We start from the raw sequence: 18,012 nt of genomic DNA on the forward strand, positions 1-18,012 counted from the left end.
CCTTACGGGCATCAACGCAGTCCGCGCTAGTACTCAGTCTCCCTGGAAGGAGAATCATCATGAACGCCCTGGCCACGAGCCTGCAAACCTACTTCACTGCCTTCGCCCGCACCCAGCGTGACCTTTCCAACAACACGATCGCGTCCTACCGCGACACCTGGCGGATGCTCCTCAAGCACCTGACCGCCACGCTCGGTGTTCCCACAGACAGGAACGAAAAATAAACGCGACACTAGTACTAGTGGTCGGTTCTCATAAACAAGAGCAGTCCTGATTCCTACCCTTTAACGCTGGGTTCGGGCATGCTCTCTCTAGTGCCACGGGGTGCGGACAATCCGCCCAGCACCGCGGCGGCGGCGGCCAGCCCGACCGTGAGCATCGCACCGTTGACGCTTCCCAAAGTGCCGATAATCATTCCGGAGAGCCAGGTTCCTTCGGCTATTCCGACGCCTACGGCGCTCACAACCCAGGCGTTTGCTTCATTGAGCGAGCCGACGGGGACACTCTGCGCAACCATGTGGAACACCTGCGTCAAAGCCATGGGGAATCCGATGCCGGCCACGAAAGCGGCTGCCGTGAAGAGGGGAAAGGGAAGGTCAAGAAACGCTACCCCGAGGAAGGACATGCCGAAACAGATCGCTGTCCATCTCAGTGCCGAGGCCAGCGGCGTGCGAAAAGGGCGCTTTCCAATCCAGATTGTGCCAACAAGTGCGCCAACCCCGTTGACCCCCAGGAGGATACCGGCTGCTAGGTCGGAACCGTGATACTCACCGAAGGTGGTGAGGATGATCGCCAACGTTCCCATGGGTATTCCGATCAGGAATTGCAACACAACCAATCGTCGGAATGTAGCTATTCGGAGAGGCGCGGAGCGGGTTCCCGTCGATTGCTCAGCAGATTGACTGCGCGCGATCGGATGCCATGCGAAGGCAAGATTACCGAGAATCAACAGTGTTGCCATGAAGACCACGTTGAAGGATGTTCCGAACAGGAGAACTCCGAAGGACGTGATCATTGGCGCGACGACATACAAGAGTTCCTGCGCACCCACGTCCATGCTGAAAGCCGTATTGAGCTGGGGCCCCGCTTGCATCATGCGCGGCCACAACGCCCTAAGCCTCGATCCACCGATCGAGTCGCGAGTCCCGGAATTTGTCAAGGTGAATGAGGCCAGTGGGAGTTTAGGCGGCTAGTTTTAGCCCTTCAATCTTGGCGGGTTTTTCGGCGGGTTTGTTGATCCATGCCGTGTCGGGAATGTTCAGGATTTTCGGGGCGTGGTTCGTGCTGAATCGTTCCGGGAATCGTGCCCGGGCTGCGTCGAGTGTCGCGGCCCGTTCGACGGCCTTGGCCTCGGCGAGGCCATAGTGGACGTCCGCTGGGGTGTTCAGCCCGATCCCGGAGTGGCGGTGGTTGTGGTTGTATCCGTCGACGAAGTCGGCCATGAACGCCCGGGCGTCGGTGAGGGAACCGAAGCGTTCGGGGAACACCGGAGAGAATTTCAGCGTCTTGAACCAGCTCTCCGAAAATGGATTATCGTTACTCACCCGGGGCCTGGAATGCGATTTGGTGACCTCCAGATCGGACAGTAACGTGGCGACGGTCTTGGATGTCATGGACGTGCCGCGGTCGGCGTGGACGACCTGGGGGACGCCGTGGATTCCGAAGATTTCCTTCATCATCTCCACCGCCAACACGGCCGACTCCGACGCGTGAACATGCGCACCAACGATGTAACGCGAGTAAATATCGATCATGACGTAGGCGTCAAAATACTTCCCCTTGATGGGGCCAGCCAATTTTGTAATGTCCCACGACATGACCTGGCCCGGACCGGTCGCGACCAGTTCCGGGATCGCGCGCGCCGGATGGCGGGCCAGGCGGCGGCGTTCCTTGACCTGCTTGTTCTCGTTCAACACCCGATACATCGTTGAAATTGAGCACAAGTATGTGCCCGCATCCGGTTACGTCCCGCTGAGTGGTGGAGTTTCTCAACACCGTGCAGGTCAGTTGTTTTAGTTTAGGCGGCAGCGAGTTCGGGGAGGATCACCGCCTCATCGATGACCTCGACGGGGTTGTTCATTGTGGTCAGCTCGAGCATTGAGGCTTCGGAGAAGTAGCGGCGTTCGCCTGCTTCCCATTCGTGGTGTTGCTCGATCAGGACTGACCCCGCCAGGCGGAGCAGGGCGGCGGAGTTGGGGAAGACGCCGACGACGTCGGTGCGGCGTTTGATCTCCTTGTTGACCCGTTCCAACGGGTTTGTCGTCCAGATCTGTCGCCAGTTACGCCGTGGGAACGCTGCGAAAGCGAGCAGGTCGGGTTGGGCATCGGTGAGCATCGACGCGACCTTCGGGTGCGATCGGCCGAGCATCGTGGTGACCTCACGGAATTGCTTCTCGATGTGCTCGCGGTCGGGCTGGGCGAAGATGGTGCGGATGATCGACGCGACCATCTCCTGGGATCCTTTCGGGACCACGGCGAGGACGTTGCGCATGAAGTGCACCCGGCACCTCTGCCAGCCGGCATTTTGGAAGACCGTCCCGATGGCCTTCTTCAGCCCGGTGTGGGCGTCCGACACGACCAGCTTCACCCCGTCCAGACCTCGAGTCTTCAACGACCGTAAGAAGCTGGTCCAGAAGCCTTCGTTCTCGCTGTCGCCCACGTCGAAACCCAGGACTTCCCGTCGTCCGTCGCCGGCCACGCCGATCGCGACAACGATGGCCTGGGACACGATGCGGTGTCCGACCCGGGCCTTGCAGTACGTGGCGTCGAGAAACACGTAGGGGAAGTCCTGCGCGGCCAGAGTCCGGTCTCGGAACTCGGCTACTTCCGTGTCGAGGCCGGCGCAGATCCGGGACACTTCCGACTTGGAGATCCCAGTATCAGTGCCGAGCGCTGTGACCAGGTCGTCGACTTTGCGGGTCGAGACGCCGTGGACATAGGCCTCCATCACGACGGCGAACAGGGCCTGGTCGACGCGGCGGCGCCGCTCGAGCAGGGCGGGGAAGAACGACCCGGCGCGCAGCTTGGGGATCTTCAGCTCGAGGTCCCCGGCGGTCGTGCTCAAAGTGCGTGGCCGGGTGCCATTGCGGTAGGTAGTGCGGTCGCCGGAACGTTCAAACGGGGCGGCGCCAATGAACGCGCTCGCTTCCGCATCGATGAGTTCTTGATACAGAGTTTCGGTCGCGACGCGAATGCGGTCGGTGACATCGGTGAGTTTGAGTTCTCCCAGCAGGTTGAGTAGGGCAGACAACTTCAACCATAGAAGGGTCGTGTGGTGTCCTTCGTGAGTTGCTTTAGTCGGTACTCACTGACCATCGCACGATGGCTCCTCGCGTCGACGACGCAACGCTCAAAGCCGGGAAACCACACCACTCAACGGGACGTGACCCGCCCCGCACGCTCGAAGAGTGGCGCCAGACCCGAACCGGACCACCGTATCGACGCATGGGCCGCCACGTCAGATACCTGCGCCGCGAGGTTCTCGCCTGGTTCGAGGCTTTGGCCATGCATGCCTAGGCGGCGGATGCGCGCGGGCGAAGTCGGCACCATCCGCATCGTCGTTCTGGCGAGCGGACAGATCCAGGCGCATGCACGGATGCGGGATGAGTTCGGGACGCTCCATCGGCTGAAAGGAACACGTGCCACCGAGGCGGAGGCCCGCCGGGCACTTGATGATCAGGCCGACCTGCTTCGAAATGGGATCACAGGGCTGTCGTTGACCGCGTACTCGACGATTGCGGAGGCCGCGATGGTCTTCCTAGACGACAAGCGGCGGTCCGGAACGGTCGAGATCTCCACCATCGAGACGTACGAGTTCAGCGTCAACAAAGTCATCATTCCCGAGTGCGGGGATCTGCTCCTGACCGACCTCACAGTGTTGCGTTGCAACCGGATTCTGCAGCACATTCGCGAGACGAAATCCTTATCGGCGGCCCGCAAGGCTCGCAGCATGTTCTCGCAGATTTGCGCTACCGGAATCGAGCATGGAGTACTTGCCTTCAACCCCGTCGGCGACGCCCGAGCCCTGCCACTGTCGCCGAAGAAGGAATCGGCACTCACCCCCGCACAATTGGAGATCGTGCGCGCCCTCATGCGGTCTTGGCGGTCCGATGGTGTCCACCATGGTCCGCGCCCAAACGCACGACTACTTGAGAATGCCATGTGGATCATGGTGGGCACCAGCGCTCGCATCGGCGAGATACTTGCCCTGCGTCGATGCGACGTCGACGTGACGGCGAATCCACCCACCGTGCTCATCGCGAGCACGATTACGCAGACTCGGGCGGAAGGACTGCGTAGAAAGCCTTCGCCGAAACGATCCCGGCAGAAGCGGCGCATCGCCTTGCCGGGCTTCGCGGCGACCGCGATCCGCCGGCAACTGTCCGAGACGAGCCGAGACAAGGAGGCGTATCTCTTTGCGACGAAGACGGGCGAACCACGCAGCGTCAGCAACTTCGAACGGTTACTCCGCACCTTCGTTGCCGACAACGAGAAAGTACTGGTGCACGCCGGGATCGAGGTGGGGGAATTCTCCACACACATCTTTCGAAGGACGGCGGCGACGCTCATCGAAGCCGTCGCGGGCATCACTCTCACGTCTCGGCTGCTTGGGCACTCCAACGAGCAGGTTACCCGTGCCAGCTACGTCGTGACCGCCGAGCTTGTCGACCCGATCACGGCGCAGATCATGGACGAGGCTTTAGAGGGGCTCCTTTAGGTCAAGTCCCTCGCCGCCAGTGACTCTGGCCTCAGGATCTTCATGTCACCAAAGGAATGGCCACTGGGAGCCGTGGGACCGCCCGATCAATACTTGGATGCGGAGTGAGAAATCACTTGTAATGCGTGCAGATACCGCCGCCCAACCCGTGGGTTGCAACTCTCGTCTTGACCTCCATTGTGGGCTGCGCACTTTCCAAGTATGACGGGGTGCTGTGGCCAAAGGTCGCGGCTTTCAAAGACCCACTTGGCAATGGTGCATTCGTCCAGTGGCTGAGCGGCAGTGACCTCATCCACGCGATCGACGCCCAGGTTCCCAGCACTGACAAGCTTGGGCAGAGCACGCAGTCCAGGTCACCGAAATGATCGGTGACACGAACGGCGGAGAGTCTCCAAGAACCGAGCCATCGATCATACGCCAACATCCGTCAGGGGTCGTTGTCGCCGGGTTCGTGGCCTGCATGAATCGTGTACACGGTCGGAGGGACAGAGGGCTGTTTGTCCCTCCTTGCCTTCTCGTTGCCGAGAGCGTCCTGTGTCCCAGAAGACACCGCACGTGGCACCGGCGCAGACCGAGGCACGGTACCGCCGGAAATGCCCCAACGCGTGAATGAAATGTATCCGTCGAGTAGTTCGTCTTCGAGTTCCTCGTCGGTGAATGGCTTGCTCACCCGCTTGCGCAGCCGCTCAGACGCGCGCGCCTGCTCTTCTGGGTCGTCGACATTTAGCCGTCGGTACTCCCGACGCATGCCGAGACCGAGCCCGATAAAGCCCATGAGGGCGAAGAGCAGCCATTGCAGGGTGTAAGAGTAGTTGGTGCCGATATCTTCGGTCGGAATGGTCGTTTGGATGGGCGCGAGTCCCGCTTCCGCGGAGGGAGACTGGCGCTCAAGCACTCCGTATGCTCCGGTATAGAGATCTCCGACGATCTTCGTCTGGACTGCGGATAAAGTGATCGACTGGATCTGATTTCCCGCCGGAGTTCCCGTTCCGCGTGGTGCTTCGCTCGGCCTCAGCCACACGACGACTTTCACTGTCCCCGACGCTGCCTGAGGTATCGAGTCGGGAGCCAGCGCGTCATCGGGGGATGGCGCCACCCAGCCCCGGTCGACCATGAACGAGGAGCCGTCGCTTAGTTGCAGAGGAGTGAGAATCTCGAAGCCGTTGTTGCCGCTGTTGGAGCGGTTGCGGACCATGAGCTCGTCGTCCGGGCGATATACCCCCGTGATGGTAACCCGTCGCCAGTTTTGGTTCGCATCGTAGAAGCGAAGAGTGGGTAGTGCCTCCTCTATCGGGACGGGGGTGGCAGAGAAGTTTGCGACGATTACGTCGTTGCGGGCTGACTTCTGCTGGCCGACATCGAGTTGCCAATTGGCGAGAAGTCCGCAGGCGATAGCGAAGATGATGGCCGCGGCGATGTATTCGAACCATCGCCATGTACGCAGGAATTGCCATCCAGTCAACCCTTCCGTGACTGTGTCGTATACGGCGACGGGGGCCCCTTGCCGCGCGCTTGGTGGGGTGAGCTCACCGGCTTGCCGAGGCTTGAGGTCGGTTCGGCGATGCGTATTCGTCGCCGGTCCTTCGATCATTTCTGCGCTGCCTGGTTTCTCGTTTGCCTGATGGCTATTGGTCTACCGCCGTGGTCGGTCGTGGGACTTAACCCTAACGCCCTCGGCTTTGATGATATCGAGTGTGTCAATGTAGCGGCCCATAGGGGCGCGCATAACGGGGCTCTCTTGGCTGAGTCCTTTGCGTGGTGACAGCGCCCAAAAGTTTGCGGTCTCGCTCGGCACCCGCCGGGAGCGCTGCGACGTTGCGACGAGATCGGCTCGACAGAGATCACTGACGCATGGGTGGGCTACGTCGGCAAGATTGGCTACGTTCGCGACCGACGCAGTCAACGTGCAGAAAAGGGGCGGGGACCCCGCCAAGCTGGCCGGGGTGCATCGCGTTGCTTCGCTGGCTAAACGGTGGCTGCTGTGCACTCACCAAAGAGCGGTGGACCATGTTGACCTCCCCAGCTATCCAAACGAATTTGTATTCCGGTCCGATCGTCAACCTTCGCGTAATCGCGGCCTCCTGTTCCTGCGTGCTTTTGGGCTTGCAGTTGGTCGCAACCCGGTTCGGTACAGTTGATCAGCCAGCGGAGTGCCCGGTCGACCACGCCGGTGCCGCCAGATCACACCGGCCACCCGCCCAGCCTCGCAGGCGTACGCGTTAATCGGCCCTGACGATACGAGAAAGAGGTCAAATCCGATTGTTTAGAGAACCCGAACCGGGGCAATTTGATCACAATGGACCGGGATTAGCGGTCGCGGTCGCGTTTGCGACGGGTGCTAAGTGCCGCAAGAATCAATCCAGCGAGTCCTAGACCAGAAGCGGCGAACTCGATTGTTTGGCCAGCGATCATGGCGGGTGTCTTTGTCGTGCTGAGTGGCACCTCCTGAATCATTGCTCCCGGTGTGAAAGTTGGCAGCTGGTCGATGGTGCTGCCGTCTGGGGCGATGATCGCCGAGGTGCCAACGGTTGACGTGTTCACGACGCTGCGACCGGTTTCGATGGCGCGCAGGCGTGCGATTGCGAGCTGTTGGACGCTTTCGTCGGTGCGCCCGAAGTCTGCGTTGTTCGTCGGTGCGAGGATGACGTTTGCTCCCCCGGCGATCATTTGTCGGATGAGGTTGTCGTCGACGATGTCGAAGCAGATGGCGAGTCCAGCGGCTACACCGTTGATATCGAAAACATTGTCGCGGGTACCGATTGCGTAATCGCGCGGGATGAGCGAGAACAGATCGGGGGCCAGCGGATACCAGAAGTCACGGTCGGGGATGTATTCAGCAAATGGCACTGGATGAATTTTGTCGTACTGGTCGACGGCACCCTCTCCGTTCTTCCAGAGCAGCAAGCTGTTGTAGATGCCGCTACCGTCGGATGTGATGGTGCCAGTGATCAGTGGCGCACCCATTCGCGCCGTCACCTGGTCGAGCGTTGCAGCGGACCGGCTGTTCGCCAGGGGGTTGATGTCGGAGGCGTTCTCCGGCCAGACGACCAGGTCCACGTCTTCGCCGTAGAGCGGTTCGGTGGCAGCAACATGGTCGTCGAGGATCTGGCCTGGCGTGTATTCGGCGAACAGTCCGGCATCGGCGTTGCCTTGCACTGCCGCGACTCGCATGGTTCCGGTCTCGACGATGGGAAAGGCGGGTATCGAAAGCATCAGCGCGATCAAGCCAATAGGTGCGCTGCTTCGGAGCATCCGGCGTCGGGAGGCTGGTTCTCGCGTCACCTGGATTACGAGGGCGCTGACCCACGCGATGAGGAACGACAAGCCGGATACGCCGACCCACGCGGCCACCTGTCCGAACGGGCTTTCCGATTGGGAGAAGGCGAGTCGTCCCCACGAGAAGCCCCCGTATGGCCAGTTGCTCGTGAGGTACTCACGGAGGGTCCACAGACCCGCGATGATCACGGGTGTCAGTGCGAGGCGGCCCCATGCGCCGGGGAACGCACGGTCGGTGAAGCGCCAGGCGAAGGCAATCAGCACGCAGCCCAGCGCGAAGAAGATCGCTTCCAGGCCGGCGAGGGCCAGCCACGGAACCGGCCCTAGGTAGATGGTGAGCCAGAGGATGTGGGTTCCCCAGAATGAGAAGCCTGCGAGCACGCCAACTCCAAACGCCCCCCACACCCGGCGACCGATAAGGGAGAAGAGGATGAGTGGGGTGCCGACAAAGATCAGCGGCCACCAGCCGGTGCCGGGGAACGCCAATGCGTTCAGCAAGCCTCCGAGTGCGGCGACGGGGGCGGCGAGCCACAGGGGAAGCCTGGTCCTGCTCGGTACAGTTCGTGCTAGTCGTTTCGCGGTTGAAGTGTGATCATTTAAGGTAAGCATGGACGCCCACCATTTCGGCTTCGCCGTGGTTGGGGTCGTGGCAGTAGGGGAGCCGCCGACCGGGGTTGTCTGCATCGATGTCGACGGTCAGGGTCCGACCGGACACAACGATTGAGGTGCCTTTGCGCGTTCCGCCGCCCGAGTATTAAAAGGTGTGACCATGCAAATGCATCTGAAGTCGGAGACGCGAACGTTGAGGTGGGGGTGCACGGAGTAAGGGCGAGCAGGGTCGCGCTGGACAGTCCGGCACCGGGAAGCATGCGCCGGCCCAGCTGAAACCCTTGGAGGGAGGGACGTGTCATTGTGGGGGATTCTCTCAGATTCGTGATTTGTGAGGTCAGATGGGGAGGACGAAGAGCTCAACACCGGCGACGAGTCGCGGCCGAGGAAATCGGGTGACCGGGCTGGCTATGCTACCGACGTAGGCGAGGTAGCCGGGGACTAGCGGCAGTACGCATCGGGATACGAAGGACACCTAGCCAGCCCACACCGCGCTCGGGACGGCCGAGAGAAGTTAGCCGCTCAGGACGATGTTGGCGAAGTTCTTACCCACCGGTGTGGGGTTCCTTCTTGACCGGGACTTTGGCGCGTTCTTCGGCCTCGATCCAGGCATAGATCTTTCACTCGTTTCGGTCGGCGTGAGTGATCGCGCGCATCAGGAAGGCCGACTCCAATAGTAGAGGCGACGGAGAAAACGGCGTTGAACGATAAGCTATCTATGTTCATTTCGGTTTTTGCCCGGCTATGATTGCGCCGACGATGAGCAGGATTGCCCCCATCGGGTATCCGGCGACAATGTCCAGCCAGAGCGCAGGCTGTTGTGGTCCGAATGCCTCGATATGCGCAAGCCAGTGAACGAGGGCGACGAGAGCGCCCGCGAGCATCAGCGACTGTCCAATGCGAACGAAGCGCCGCGTCCGCCAGTATTTCTTCCTCGCCAGCTCTTCCGCGCTCAGCGTTGGTTTAGCGGCCTCGGTAGCCGCGACTCCACGTGGGTGTTTCATTTTTCCTCCTAATGGGTTGATGTTGCTGGGATTACAGGCCGGAGTACGAGTGCAGGCCCTTGAAAAAGACGTTCACGATGCCGAAGTTGAACAGGACGGCGCTGAAACCGATGATCGCCAGCCACGCCGAGCGTGAGCCACGCCATCCGCGGGTCGCCCGCGCGTGAATGTACCCGGCGTAGATGACCCAAATGATGAAGGTCCAAACCTCCTTGGTATCCCAGCCCCAGTAGCGGCCCCACGACTGCTCGGCCCAGACCGACCCGGCCATGAGGGTGAAAGTCCAGAGGATGAAGCCGATGATGTTGAGCCGGTAGGCGAAGTTCTCAAGCGTCGCCGAGGACGGCAGCGTGGCCACGAAACGCAGCAGGGTCGCCTTCGTACCGGCGACGAGGGATTCCCGCCTGAACTGCAGCAGCTGCACGGTCGACAGGGCGAAGCCGAGCGCGAAGAAACCGGTGCCGAGCGAGGCAACGAACACGTGGATGACCAGCCACGCGGACTGGAGCGCCGGCGGCAACGGGGCGACCTCGACGTAGTATCTAAGTGCGGCGATCCCCAGCAGGATCAGCACCAGTCCGGTAACGAAGGTGCCGAGGAAACGCAGGTCAGCCCTGGAGAGCACGATCAGGAACACCGTCATAATGAGCAGCGTTCCAGTCATCGCGAACTCGTACATGTTCGCCCAGGGCACGCGCTCCGCGGCGATACCGCGTAAAACGGTTGCGGCCAGGTGCAGGGCCCAGGCGAGAAGGGTGAGCGAGACCCCGACGCGAAGGCTAGCCGACCGGCCGTAAGGGGTGGCGGCGTCGTTGGTAATGCGCGCGCTGATCCGGGTCAGGGTGGTCGTGCCGCCGGATAGCGCCGCGCCGGAGCCTGCGGATTCGGCCGCGAGTTGCGCGGCGCCCTGTGCGTCGCCGACTGCCGAGGAGCGCCTGGCCAAGTCGATCGAGAAGGCGATGAAGGCGAGCGCGTATAGGCCCATGGCTGAGTACAGGCTCAGGATTGAGAACTCATTAAGATTCATTGGATATGCCTCTAATTCTGTTCGGTTGTCGGGGCGGACGACGTGACGGGTGCCAGCGCTGCCGTTCTCGGTGCTCGCGCTGCTGGGGGGACGAGCGTCCCGGGGACCGCCGCGATCGCGCGCAGCAGCAGGAACAGCACCGTGCGCATGCTCGTGAGCTGACGCCAGAACCAGCGCACCCAACCGACAAAGCCGAGCGGCGGCTGGGTGACGCCATCAGCGAACGCGGCCGGGCGGGAACCGTAATGATCAAGTGGACGCGACACTACAAGCCCTGCGCGATCATGGTTGGTCCTCGGACCGCGCGGAGGGAACGCCCCCTGCGGGGTCGGCCTCGACGGGCGGCTGACCGGCCTCCGCGTTCTCCGCCGACCATTCCCGACCGGGCAGGTACGGGCTGATCTCCAGTTCTTGGTGGCGGCGTGACTGGACAATGATCAGGACCAGGCCGATAGCCGCGACGAGCGCCGCGGTGATGATGTTAATCTTCACGCCGAGCAGCTGGAACTCCGTCGGATCTAGCCGGAGGGCTTCGAGCCACGTACGACCAGTGCCGTAGATGACCAGGTAGAGGCCGAGCGCCTTCCCCCAGCGCAGATCGAAGCGGCGGTCCACGAGCAGAATCACGGCGACGCCGGCGAGGTTCCACAGCATCTCGTAGAGGAACAGCGGATGGAAGAGAGTGTCCGCAGGGAGCCCAATGGGGAACGCCGGGTTAGACGGGTCGATCTCCAGGCCCCAGGGGAGCGTGGTCGGGCCGCCGAAAAGTTCCTGGTTGAAATAGTTGCCGAGTCGCCCTAGGGCCTGAGCGAGCAGCATCCCGGGTGCCAGCGCGTCGGCGAAGGACAGAAAACGCAACCCCGCCCTCCGGCAGGCGATGTACGCGCCGATGCTCCCGAACAGCACGGCGCCGAAGATCGCTAGGCCACCTTCCCACACATAGAAGATCTTCCAGAGGTCAGCGCCGACGAAGAAGTAGTCGTTCGGGTGGGTGGCAACGTGGTAGAGCCGTCCACCGACGATGCCGAATGGCACGGTCCAGAGGGCGATGTCAAGGACGAGGCCCGGTTGCCCACCGCGTCGGCTGAGCCGGCTTGAGGTGAGGGCGATGGCCGCCGCGATGCCGCTAAGAATGAACAGCGCGTAGAAGTGGACCCGGAACGGCCCTAGTTGGATGAAGCTGATGTCGGGGCTTGGGATGCTGGCGAGAAGGTTCATAGGCCGGGCACGCTTTCATGGGTTGGGTACGGGGAGACGGCGGGATCGCCGGACCGTGAAGGTTTCATTAGTCGTTCTCCTCGAGCGCGGTCTTGATCAGGGCATCGAGGATGCTCGCGTCGGAGATGCGTCTGAGCGCCCGCGCGGCGCCCCTCCCTCCGTTTCGACGACGAGGGGGTGGGCACCGCGTTGGGCGCGACCACCCCCTGAAGGCAAGCTGGACAGCACCGTTGTCGACGCCCCGGTCCTGGTATTTCGTCCATAGCGTTTGCAAAGCTGGGGCCGCGCGCGCGTTTTGCCGTGGGCCGTGTGTGTGGCTTCAGCGGCCATCAAAAAACACTCCGCCCTTGGCGCGAGGTGAAGTCGACCTACAGGGCGGTTGCGGTCGGGGCGTTGGTCATCTCCGAGGAGTTTCCCATGTCCATTCCGCCCATCCCGGACGTTCCGCCGCATGCGCTGAGCGTGATCACTGTCGCCACGGCGGCGGTTGCGAGAAAATAGGTGCGTGTTCTAAGCATTGTTGTTCCATTCATTGTCCAACGTTCAAGAAACCGGGCGGCCGTGTGGCACGGCGATGCCACGCAGCTGATGATGATGCTGCTGCGTGCGCTGGGTTTCGGTCTAAACGCGACTGATGGAAAGGAGAGTCAGACTGGGCCGGTGCAGGTGCAGCGGTATCTCACGGAAGGAGTCAACTACGAAACCGCCAGCGTCGAGCAGACGGCGGTACACCGCGGGCGGTCGGGCCAGGAAGACTACAGTTGCAAGGATGAGCAGAGCGACGCAGACCATCCCCATGATCACGCAGCCGACGAGGAGGCGGTTGTCGACGGTGTGTGAGCCGCCATCGACGTAAGGAGTAATGAGCGCAACACTTCCTGTTGCAGGTTCGGCTGGAACACTCTCATTATGTGCGGACACGATCGAGACCGGACCACTCGTTTCATCGCCGGCGGCTGCCGAGTGCAATGCCAGCAGACCGAGCACTATCGCAGTCATGGTTAACACTGCAACCATCGTGGAGCGGATGACATGCCGTCGGGGACGGTAAACAACCAGGTTGGCGTTCAGATTCATGTCACCTCCACTAAGAATTCCCGTTGAACCGAAGGCGCTCAACGCACCCCTTTCTAGACTACCGGAGGCCCGGCGCACCGCGCTTCGTCAGGGCGACCCCGAAACCGCCGCCGCACCCGCAGCCCGTCAGCGTTGGGTGCGGGTCACCCGCCCGAGTAGGCGCTCCAACGGCCCATTGCCCAGGAACGCCCGCCAGAAAGTGGCGAACAGCAGAGACACAATCGTCATCCCGATCAACAACGGCCATCCCGGGTACTCGACCGCACCGCCGGTCTCGTCGCGCAGGACCGCAAAGACCGCGAGGGTGATGATCTGAAGCGTGTACACGGTTAGTGCCATTGAGCCAGCGGCGCCGACCGGCGCCAAAACGGCTCGGATACCGGTGCCAACACGCGCACGTTCCGGTGACGTCAACCACAGTAACCCGCCGATGAGCGCGACCACGAAACCACCGGAACCCAGAACTTCGGCGGTTGAACCGGAATGCGCTTCCGCGGTGATGCCGGGCAGCAGTAGCGCGGCACCGTAACCCAGCACCGCCGAGATGGTCCCGGCTGCGACCATCCACAGTTGAGTTTTCGCTCCGCCCAAGCCTGATCGGGCCGAGATTAGGCCAACCAGCAAAAACGGCAGCCAAATTAGCACCGGGTAATAGCCTGTAAGGAGGTAGTACTGAGCGAAATACGCTAAGAACCCCGCGGTTGGATCGGCCTCGCCGACGCCGAACGCCGGTGCGGCCACCGCCAGTACCGCAGCGACCAGTCCGAGAACCCACCGGGGAAGGAACAGCACCGGTGTCAGGAACAGGAACATGATCGCGTAGTAGTCGAGAATCACGGCGACTTCACTGCCCAAGCTGCCCAGAGTGACGCCGAGCAGGAACAATACCAGCGCACGCATTGCGATGCTCGCGACGCGATCCGCCCGGTGTCCGGGCTCCGTTTTTCGTTCCGAACCGGTCATGATTCCCAGAGAAATACCGGCGAGGGTCGCGAAAAGGATCGACGACCGGCCATCGACGAGCAGTTCGGATTCGTCGGCCCGAGGAATTGCGTGTGCGACCAACATGCCGATGATCGCTAAACCGCGCGCAATGTCAACACCGACGATACGCCGCCCCCCGGCAGACGCCAGCCCAGCAGCGGCGGCGATGCCATCGCGACTTTCGGCAATGACTTCTCGGCGACCCATGACCACAGTGAACCTCCGCCCGATTTACACAACCGGATTGGTGTACTCACATAGTCCGGCGGCTCAACGAAGGTAGCGCTGACCGATTATCGAGCATACCGTCGGGTGCTGTGACTTACCCGTCTGGAGTGCAAGCCGTACAATCGTTCCAATTAAAGACCTCTCACTCTTTGACGCCTCCGCCGTCATCGTCGTGCTCATGGTGTGGAAGACGTGAAGCCTGACTCAGCAGGCCAGCGCAACCATAACCTGACTCGGCGCAAGAGCGATCCGCCCCGCATTTGCCCTCCGGCTGCACCAGATATATTGCTTTCCAACGGTCTGAATCAGCGAGTTTCTCATAGGCCACTGACAAAGCTGTGAGTCTTGGGGTGGCTGGTCCGGGACTGGCTGGCAGAGTTGTTGGTCGCTCCGCCGTGGTCGTGACTCATGACAAAACTGGCCCCTCGCGGGTGCCACTGTTCGTACCCTCACAGATGTGTTCGCAGGTGGCAGCGAGTAAGGCTTGGTATTGCAGGGTGAGATTTTGTTCGGTGGCGGAGGAGCGGGGCTAGCCGATGAGCATGAGCGTCTTTCAGAACTTAGGAGGTCGTGGTCGTGCGATGATGTGAGGACTTTATTCTCGAAACTATTTCTGAGAATCAGGTTTCACGAGTTCCCTCCGGGGCTACCCTCAAAGAAGAAATAGGCCGTGTTGCTCCTACTATTTGAAACCGGCGTTGTCTAGCGCCAGCATGAAGGATTTGAGAATGGCAGCACTGAGTGGCTTTACAAAGACCAACCTGGATGAGCAAGGATTTGGAGGTCTCGATGATGAAGCCAAGTCCTGTTACGCACGGCCCCTGCGATTCACACCGGCCGTGGGCACTGTCTTAATCGTTGTTGGATTGGCTTTGCAGTCGCCTATTTTTCTTGGAGTGGGAGCAATCGTCCCTCTCACCGGGGCGCTGTTCCCCCGTGGCATGATTCTTGATCTGGTTTACAACTTGGGCGTTCGCCATGTTTTTGGTGCTCCGGCGCTTCCCCCGACACCGAGTCCACGACGGTTTTCCTACCTACTGTCCACCGTGCTCATTGCGGGTTCGGCCGTGTCCTTCTTTTACGGATTATCAGCGCTGGGATTTGTGCTGGGAGGAATGGTCGCCCTCGGAGGAACAATCCTCACCACAACCCATTGGTGTCTCGGATCGTGGTTTTACAGACTAATTTTCGCTCATCGAGGGGCAAAATAAGAGCACGACTACGCAGCAGAATCGCACAGCGACCCTGAGTTCCGTCAGCTTATCGCCTCGCCGCGAACACACGTTGGCGTACGTTCATTCAGATGAAAGTGCGCAATTCGCCTCGGCCCTCCATCGGTGGGCGAGATCAATCGCGATGGCGAGGCAGGTGGGGTCATGCACCTCACCGAATACAACCCTAAATCGAGAGGTCATCGAGTTTCATGCGTCGTTGAACTGATCGAGAGCCAAACCGCTGGCGTGAGCCGTCGTGCGTGTATTCGTGGTGTGGGCCTCCATGAGTGTCGAGTGCCGGTCCGCGATCGCGGTCACGGCAGCTACAAGCCCTGGGTCTTCGCCACGGGCCAGACCTGCATATTCGAGACGTAACGTACCGTCAGACTGCGGCACCGCCTTCACCCAGACGCGGCGTCGGGGCACAGACAGCCCGGTGAGCAAGCCAAGCATGACCAAAATCGCGAAGACCAGCACCCAAGCCTGAGTGGGATCACGCTGAATATCGAACGAGGCAAACCGCGGGACCGAATTGGAAAGGTCGCCATTGGGCGCAGTGGGATCCGCATTATTAAACGTCACAGTGCCGAGTCCCTTGGGCAAGTCTAGGGTTTCCCCGGGCAGGAGTTCGAGCGTCTCGACGCCGGTCTGGCCGCCGGTCAGTTGGGTCATATTGTCGGTGTTGAGAGAATAGACAGATGTCGGCACCCCCTCGTCGAGTCCAAGGTCACCGGTGTAAACGTTCAGCGTGAGCATCGGGTAGACGAGGTCCGGATAGGACGAGAAAAATGCGCCTGAACGTGCCGTTTCTTGCGTGGGGTAGAAGAAACCGATCATGCCGAGCTGTTCAGGGAGGCCATCGGGTACTTTGACAACGCCAAGGGAGGTGAGGTTCGCATCTTGCGGCAAGAACGGGATCTTATCGGTGAAGACAGGTGTACCGTCGGCATTCGATACGGTGATCGATGGCGCATATCCATTCCCCAGGAGGAAAACGTCTGTGCCGCCACTCCGCAACGGACCGTTCACCTTCACTTGGTCAGTTCCGCGTTCTTCGCCCCGAGGGGTGAGGGTCACATCGGCCGTATAGTCCACGGGCTGGCCCAAAGCGGCGGTGTTCTGGTCGTCGTAAATTACGGAGAATTCGTCGAGGGTGAGCGTGTAGGGGTCCAGGGTGGCGTCATCGAAGAAACGCCCCGGGTTGAAGGAATCGTAAGCGAGAAGAGTGTTGGTGAAGGTTTGCCCTTCCACGAGAACGCGCTGGCCAGCGAATCCAAAGCCGCCGCCGAAGCCAGCGACCACGAGAAGGCCTACGAGTGCAGAGTGAAATACGAGGTTGCCGGTTTCTCGGGTGTAACCGCGCTCTGCGGACACGGACAAACTACCGCCCTCGCCATAGAGAGCAACGCGGTAGCCATTAGATTTCAGCAGGGAACGGGCCGACGTTATCGCGGTGGCACTCTCTGTTCCGACGGGAGCTACGCGCGTAGTGAAGCCGGCCAGGCGCGCCAGCCGAGCCGGGGTGGCGGGTGGTGTGGCGCGCAATGCCGTGAGGTGGTGGCGAGTGCGCGGAATAATACAGCCGATGAGCGACACGAACAGCAGCAGGTAGATCGCTGAGAACCAGGCGGAGGAATACACGTCGAATGCCTGAATATTGTCGAGGAACGACGCTAGCTCAGGGTGATCGGTGAAGTATTGAGTGACCCCATTCGGGTCGGCGGAGCGTTGCGGTACCAGCGATCCGGGTACCGCAGCAATGGCGAGCAGGAGAAGTAAAAAGAGGGCAGTCCGCATGCTGGTGAGCTGCCGCCACCCGAAACGCAGCCAGCCAGCAAGGCCGAGCGTGGGCTGCACGACACCGGTGGTATCCGCCGGGTGAGAATCGATATGGTCAGATGGCCGTGACAAAGTTACCCATCACCCCTTGGAGGTCGAGGAGCCACACGTTCCATAGGCCGCTTAGCATGAGCACTCCGATGATGATCAGCAGAACACCGCCGAAAAGGTTGATCGCCCGGGTGTGACGTTTCAGGAAAAGAACGGTGCCGGTCGCCCAGCTGAAGCCGACGGCGATCAGTAAAAAGGGGATGCCGAGACCGAGCGAGTAGAACAACGCAAGCAAGCCGCCCTGCCAGGGGGAGCCGGTCCCGAGACTGAGAGAATTGATAGCGGTCAAGGTCGGGCTCGTGCACGGTGTCCATCCCACGGCGAAGACTGCGCCGAGCACCGGTGCGCCGGCGAGGCCCATCTTCGGGCGCCATGAGGATTTGACGCTGCGTTGCAGCGCTCCGAACTGCCCTACAAAAACGAGCCCGAGTAAAATGACGACGACTCCGGCGATGCGGGTGACGAGGTCACGATATTGATTCAGCCAGAACCCTGCTGCACCGAATACGACTCCGGTCAACACGAAGATGACGGTGAAACCGAGAATAAACAGACCGACCCCGACGAGTAACCGGTATCGGCCGCGCCGGTGGCGCGTCGATGCCGTGGCGCTCGCATCGGAGAAGCCGCCGATATAGGCGAGATACCCGGGCACCAGGGGCAGAATGCACGGCGAGGCGAAGGACACCAACCCAGCGAGTAACGCAATGGGAATCGCAAAGTAAAGTTCGCCGCTAAAGACGATCGCACCGAACGGATTTTCCACGC

At 61.1% G+C, this 18,012-nt stretch carries 15 protein-coding genes and 2 pseudogenes; 3 read left to right on the top strand and 14 right to left on the bottom strand.

What is annotated here, in order from left to right:
- The first annotated feature begins 59 nt into the window (after window positions 1–59).
- Entirely contained in the window at window positions 60–224 is a 165-nt protein-coding gene (locus E3T46_RS10950) for a site-specific integrase (protein ID WP_198419199.1), read from the top strand.
- 53 nt (window positions 225–277) lie between these two features.
- Here E3T46_RS10950 and E3T46_RS10955 read toward each other — a convergent pair whose 3' ends face one another.
- From E3T46_RS10955 to E3T46_RS10965, 3 genes and pseudogenes are all read right to left on the bottom strand, one after another.
- On the bottom strand, window positions 278–1,057 hold the full coding sequence (locus E3T46_RS10955; protein WP_134578587.1) for an MFS transporter: 780 nt from the start codon (window positions 1,055–1,057) through the stop codon (window positions 278–280).
- Window positions 1,058–1,181: 124 nt separating this feature from the next.
- Window positions 1,182–1,958 (bottom strand): annotated as a pseudogene (locus tag E3T46_RS10960) (DDE-type integrase/transposase/recombinase); the annotation flags it as partial.
- A 59-nt stretch (window positions 1,959–2,017) separates the two neighbouring features.
- Window positions 2,018–3,232, bottom strand: coding sequence for an IS256 family transposase (locus E3T46_RS10965; protein WP_241980649.1), 1,215 nt, complete (start codon window positions 3,230–3,232; stop codon window positions 2,018–2,020).
- A 150-nt stretch (window positions 3,233–3,382) separates the two neighbouring features.
- Between E3T46_RS10965 and E3T46_RS10975 the strand changes: the two genes are divergently transcribed.
- Window positions 3,383–4,717: a tyrosine-type recombinase/integrase gene (locus tag E3T46_RS10975; RefSeq protein ID WP_241980641.1), complete on the top strand. Its 1,335-nt coding sequence runs from the start codon at window positions 3,383–3,385 to the stop codon at window positions 4,715–4,717.
- A 427-nt stretch (window positions 4,718–5,144) separates the two neighbouring features.
- On the opposite strand, the gene E3T46_RS10980 is transcribed toward E3T46_RS10975, so the two are convergent.
- The 9 genes and pseudogenes from E3T46_RS10980 to E3T46_RS11015 form a co-directional block, all read right to left on the bottom strand.
- A complete protein-coding gene (locus E3T46_RS10980; RefSeq protein WP_134578591.1) occupies window positions 5,145–6,308 on the bottom strand; it encodes an SURF1 family protein in 1,164 nt (387 codons plus the stop codon).
- A gap of 716 nt (window positions 6,309–7,024) precedes the next feature.
- A complete protein-coding gene (gene lnt, locus E3T46_RS10985; protein ID WP_241980643.1) occupies window positions 7,025–8,491 on the bottom strand; it encodes an apolipoprotein N-acyltransferase in 1,467 nt (488 codons plus the stop codon).
- An 833-nt stretch (window positions 8,492–9,324) separates the two neighbouring features.
- Window positions 9,325–9,606: a hypothetical protein gene (locus E3T46_RS10990; RefSeq protein ID WP_241980644.1), complete on the bottom strand. Its 282-nt coding sequence runs from the start codon at window positions 9,604–9,606 to the stop codon at window positions 9,325–9,327.
- Between the two features lie 31 nt (window positions 9,607–9,637).
- Entirely contained in the window at window positions 9,638–10,633 is a 996-nt protein-coding gene (ccsB, locus tag E3T46_RS10995; RefSeq protein WP_134578593.1) for a c-type cytochrome biogenesis protein CcsB, read from the bottom strand.
- An 86-nt stretch (window positions 10,634–10,719) separates the two neighbouring features.
- Window positions 10,720–10,899 (bottom strand): annotated as a pseudogene (locus E3T46_RS11000) (cytochrome c biogenesis protein ResB); the annotation flags it as partial.
- A gap of 16 nt (window positions 10,900–10,915) precedes the next feature.
- Entirely contained in the window at window positions 10,916–11,851 is a 936-nt protein-coding gene (gene lgt, locus E3T46_RS11005; RefSeq protein WP_134578594.1) for a prolipoprotein diacylglyceryl transferase, read from the bottom strand.
- Window positions 11,852–12,219: 368 nt separating this feature from the next.
- Window positions 12,220–12,369 (bottom strand): hypothetical protein, encoded by a 150-nt coding sequence (locus tag E3T46_RS17950; protein ID WP_166790247.1) that lies wholly within the window; start codon window positions 12,367–12,369, stop codon window positions 12,220–12,222.
- Window positions 12,370–12,472: 103 nt separating this feature from the next.
- Window positions 12,473–12,928 carry a hypothetical protein gene (locus E3T46_RS11010; RefSeq protein ID WP_134578595.1) on the bottom strand — a complete coding sequence of 152 codons (456 nt, stop codon included), beginning with the start codon at window positions 12,926–12,928 and terminating at the stop codon, window positions 12,473–12,475.
- 126 nt (window positions 12,929–13,054) lie between these two features.
- Window positions 13,055–14,119 carry a DUF418 domain-containing protein gene (locus tag E3T46_RS11015; protein ID WP_134578596.1) on the bottom strand — a complete coding sequence of 355 codons (1,065 nt, stop codon included), beginning with the start codon at window positions 14,117–14,119 and terminating at the stop codon, window positions 13,055–13,057.
- A gap of 749 nt (window positions 14,120–14,868) precedes the next feature.
- Here E3T46_RS11015 and E3T46_RS11020 point away from each other — a divergent pair.
- Window positions 14,869–15,351 (top strand): DUF4395 family protein, encoded by a 483-nt coding sequence (locus E3T46_RS11020; RefSeq protein WP_166790248.1) that lies wholly within the window; start codon window positions 14,869–14,871, stop codon window positions 15,349–15,351.
- Between the two features lie 210 nt (window positions 15,352–15,561).
- On the opposite strand, the gene E3T46_RS11025 is transcribed toward E3T46_RS11020, so the two are convergent.
- Window positions 15,562–17,265: a cytochrome c biogenesis protein ResB gene (locus E3T46_RS11025; protein ID WP_134578598.1), complete on the bottom strand. Its 1,704-nt coding sequence runs from the start codon at window positions 17,263–17,265 to the stop codon at window positions 15,562–15,564.
- Entirely contained in the window at window positions 17,249–18,010 is a 762-nt protein-coding gene (locus tag E3T46_RS11030) for a cytochrome c biogenesis protein CcdA (protein ID WP_134578599.1), read from the bottom strand. Before E3T46_RS11030 ends, E3T46_RS11025 begins: the two co-directional genes overlap by 17 nt.
- Window positions 18,011–18,012: the final 2 nt, after the last annotated feature.

The sequence above is a fragment of the Cryobacterium sp. Hh11 genome (assembly GCF_004404045.1).
Classification (GTDB): Bacteria; Actinomycetota; Actinomycetes; order Actinomycetales; family Microbacteriaceae; genus Cryobacterium; species Cryobacterium levicorallinum.